This window comes from Paenibacillus artemisiicola (assembly GCF_017652985.1).
Classification (GTDB): Bacteria; Bacillota; Bacilli; order Paenibacillales; family Paenibacillaceae; genus Paenibacillus_Z; species Paenibacillus_Z artemisiicola.
The window spans coordinates 1-3650 of record NZ_JAGGDJ010000102.1 but is presented as its reverse complement, the minus strand read 5'-3'; the positions used below and the strand labels follow the sequence as shown (position 1 = coordinate 3650).

General features: G+C 73.9%; 3 protein-coding genes. All 3 read right to left on the bottom strand.

All coding sequences use genetic code 11. The features are described 5' to 3' along the window. Positions 1 to 918: glycosyltransferase family 2 protein (locus I8J29_RS33230; RefSeq protein WP_208851539.1), on the bottom strand; the 918-nt coding region annotated here is incomplete at its 3' end. A gap of 6 nt (positions 919 to 924) precedes the next feature. Then, positions 925 to 2808 carry a glycosyltransferase gene (locus I8J29_RS33225; protein WP_208851538.1) on the bottom strand — a complete coding sequence of 628 codons (1884 nt, stop codon included), beginning with the start codon at positions 2806 to 2808 and terminating at the stop codon, positions 925 to 927. Further along, positions 2762 to 3448, bottom strand: a complete 687-nt coding sequence (locus I8J29_RS33220) for a tetratricopeptide repeat protein (RefSeq protein ID WP_208851537.1) — start codon at positions 3446 to 3448, stop codon at positions 2762 to 2764. The genes I8J29_RS33225 and I8J29_RS33220 overlap by 47 nt, the downstream gene beginning before the upstream one ends. Positions 3449 to 3650: the final 202 nt, after the last annotated feature.

Here is a 3650-nt window from a genome sequence, read left to right as displayed (position 1 = left end):
GGCGCGCGCGTCGTGCAGATCCGCGAAGTCCGGGTACCGCTTCGCGCCGTCGGCCGCGTGCCGCGCCGCATCCGCGGGCCGTCCGGCGGCGCGGCACGCGTGCACGAGCTTCAGCATGGCGTCCGAGCCGTAGCCGGGGTCGCGCGCCAGACCGGCGAGCGGCTCGAGCCACCGCAGCGCGCCCGCGTAATCCCCCGCCGCGAACAGCTCCGTCCCCGCGGCGTACCGCAGCGCCGGGTCGTCCGGGGCGGCGGCCAGCGCCCGCGCCAGAAGACGGCGGTTGCGGGCGAATTTGTCCCGCTCCGCAATGACGTCGTCCCGGTAGCCCTCGTGCAGGATCGACAGGCCCGCCGCGTCGCCGATCGCCTCGCCGCCGTAGGCGTCGTACACGGACGAAGCCGCCTCCTCGTGCACCAGCCCGCGGAAGCGCACCCGCGCGTCGTTGCGGAACAGGCGGCACACCGCGTCCGTGACCGTGCCGGCCCGCGCCCCGCTCCCGACCCGGCTGATCACCTGGACGAAGTAGCCGCCTTTCGCCTCGTCTTCCAGCAAACGCATCCACGCCGCCGGATCGCCGACGGCCAGCCGTTCGTCCGCGTCCAGCACGAGAATCCACGGCTGCGACGCGGCGGCCAGCGACCGGTTCCGGGCCGCGGCGAAATCGTCCGCCCACGCTTCGTGGATCACGCGCGCCCCGAACGACGCGCCGATCGCGGCCGTCCCGTCCGTCGAACCGGTATCGACGAGAATCGTCTCCGCGACGTACGGCGCCGCCGAACGCAGGCAGTCCGCCAGGAAGCGGCGCTCGTTCCGCGCGATCAGGCACAGCGACACCGGCAGCGGCAGCCCGCATGCGCCGGATGCGCCGGACGCGTCGGATGTGCCGGATGCTCTAAGCTCGCGCCCGTCCCGCGCCATCCGCGCTCACTCCCGTCCGGCGGCCGGCAGCGCCAAGCGGATCGCCCGCACGGCCTGCGCCCATCCGGCGGTACGCTGCGCCTCCGCCAAGTGCCGGTCCGCCAGCGCGAATAAGGCCTTCGCCCCGAGCCGGACGTCCGCGCGCGCCGCCTCCGCCGCGGCTTCGCCGGCAGCGGCCGGGCGGCCGTCCAGCATCGCGCCGACGATGCCGCGCACCCGATCCTTCGCTGCCGCGGGCTCCGGACCGCGTCCGGCCAGCAGCAAAGGCAGCCATTCCCGGGCCGCCGCCGGATACGGGCGCGCTTCCGCCGCTTCCAGCCAAGCCGCCGCCGCCCGCAGCGCGGCCAGCCGTCGCGCCCCCCCGCGGCTCTCGTCCGCCGCCGGAGCCGGCTCGACCGAAGCGGTGCCTCCCGATATCGCCGCATGCGCCGATCCGGCATCCTCCGGCCCGGTTGCCGCTTCGGCAGCGTCCGGCGCGCCGTCACCCGCAATCGCTCCCGGGGCGCCATCGGCGCGTTCCTCCCGATGCGCCGCGGCGCCAGCCGCAACCGCGGCCTCCGTTTCATCCCCGTTCAAACGCGCGCATGCCCGCGCCAGCGCGAGCCACGGCCGCAGCGCCTCCCGTTCCCCGTCCTCCGCGGCCGCCAGCCTTTCTTCCAGCCACGTCCCGAGCGCGTCGTAACAGCCGCAGTCGAGCAGAATGCCGGCCAGCTTCCCGGACGCCTCCGGCGACGCCAGCGAGAATCGCGCCCCGATGAACGCGGCCAGCCGCTCCTGCGTCGCCGCCGCGCGCATCATCCGACACAGCCGATATAACGGCGCGAGCAAGCTGCCCCGATGGCGCACCGCCTCCGCGTACCAATGGGCCGCCGCGTCGAAGTCCAGCTCCGCCTCGTGCATCAGGCCGAGCCAGTACGCCGTCTGGTAGGTCCCCATTCCGTCCTCCGTATGGTAATGCGCCGGCGCCCGGCCGACCGCGATCGCGGCGGCGAACGCCTCGGCGGCTTGCCTCCGGCGGCCGAGCGAAGCCAGCGCGACCCCTTTGGCATGCCACAGATCCGGGTAATCCGGGTACCACGCCAGCCCTTCCTCCGCGTTCCGCAGCGCCTCCGGCCACCGGCGGAGCACCTGCAGGCAGCTCGTTTCGTGCTTCACCAGCAGATGCGCGTAGCTGACGGCCGCGTGATCGAGGCCCTCCCGCGCCCGCCGGAACGCTTCGAGCGCCGCATCGGCCTCGCCCGCGCGAAAATATTCCACGCCGAGGTTATACCGGTTGAACCGGTTATCCGGCTCCTCGCGGATGGCCTGCTCCAGCAGCGTCCGGTTGCGGTTCACCTTGTCCTTGGCCGCCACGGCTTCGCGCCGGTAGCCGTAGTGGTGGATGATGACGTCGCTCAGGTGGAACCGCGCGTCCGGCGTATGGCGCACGATCGGCCCGGCGATCTGCTCGTGGATCCGGCCCTCGAACCGGTACCGCCGGTCGTTGCGGAACATGCGCAGGACGGGGTTGATCGTCGCGCCGTCGCTCCCTTCCCCCGCGTAGTTCCACACGTTCAGGAAGAAGCCCGCGATCTCCCGGTGCTGCGCCAATTCCCGCAATTGCTCCCGGGTGCCGGCGTCCAGCTCCTCGTCGGCGTCGAGAAACAGGATCCACTCGCCCTCGGCGTGGACGAGCCCTTGATTGCGGGCCGCGGCAAAATCCCCCGTCCACGCGCTGCGCACCACCGACGCCCCGAATTTGCGGGCGGCCTCGACCGTGCCGTCGTCGGAGCCGGTGTCCACGACGACGATCTGGTCGACGACGCCCTTGACGCTCCGGAGACAGCGCGGCAGGTCGCGGATTTCATTTTTGACGATCATGCAGAGCGTGATCAGCTTCGTCTTCGCCATCGTTCATGCGCCTCCTTTGCGCGGCCGTCCACGGGGTCCGCCATCCCGCCGCCTCCGTGCGGACGATCGCCTGCTGCAATTGCTCGAGATCCGCCAGCGGCCAGCCGCCGCCGTATGCGGGCGTCGCGGTCTCCGCCCAAGGCAGCAGCGCCTCGCGGGCCATCGCCAGCGCGCAGAACGCCGCCCCGAGCCGGGCGCGCGGCGCCATGCCTTCGTCCGCCAGCGCGTTCTCGAACAGCGCCGTCGCTTCGCCGTACAATCCCTTCAGCACCAGGATCTCGCCGAGCGCGAAGCTCTCTTCCGCCCGCAGCGGCCGCGTCTCCATCGTCCGCAGCAGCCGGGCCGCCGCCGCTTGCGCGTAGCCGTGGCGGTACAGCGCCGGCGCCCAGCGGTCCTCGAGCGCCGGCGCCGCCTGCCGGAGCCGGCCCGCGAGCCGCGGCAGCCCCAGCGCCAGCGCGCGCTCCGCGAGCCGCGCGATCAGCGGCGTCCAGCCCGGCACGGAAGCTTCCCCGCCGGCGTCGCGGACCGTTCGGCGCGCGATGTACGGGGCGGCGATGCGCTCCGCCGCGAACAGCAGCCGCGCCTCCTCGCCGAACGCGTCCCGCAGCCGCTCCCTCAGCGGTCCAGTTCGGAAGTGCACTTGTCTGAATTCCAGTCTCCACTTCTACTCGTATCCCGTCTTCTGCTTGCAAATAGGGGGGGGGGGGGGGGGGGGGGGGGGGGGGGGGGGGGGGGGGGGGGGCGGCGGGGGGGGGGGGGGGGGGGGGGGGGGGGGGGGGGGGGGGGGGGGGGGGGGGGGGGGGGGGGGGGGGGGGGGGGGGGGGGGGGGGGGGGGGGGGGGG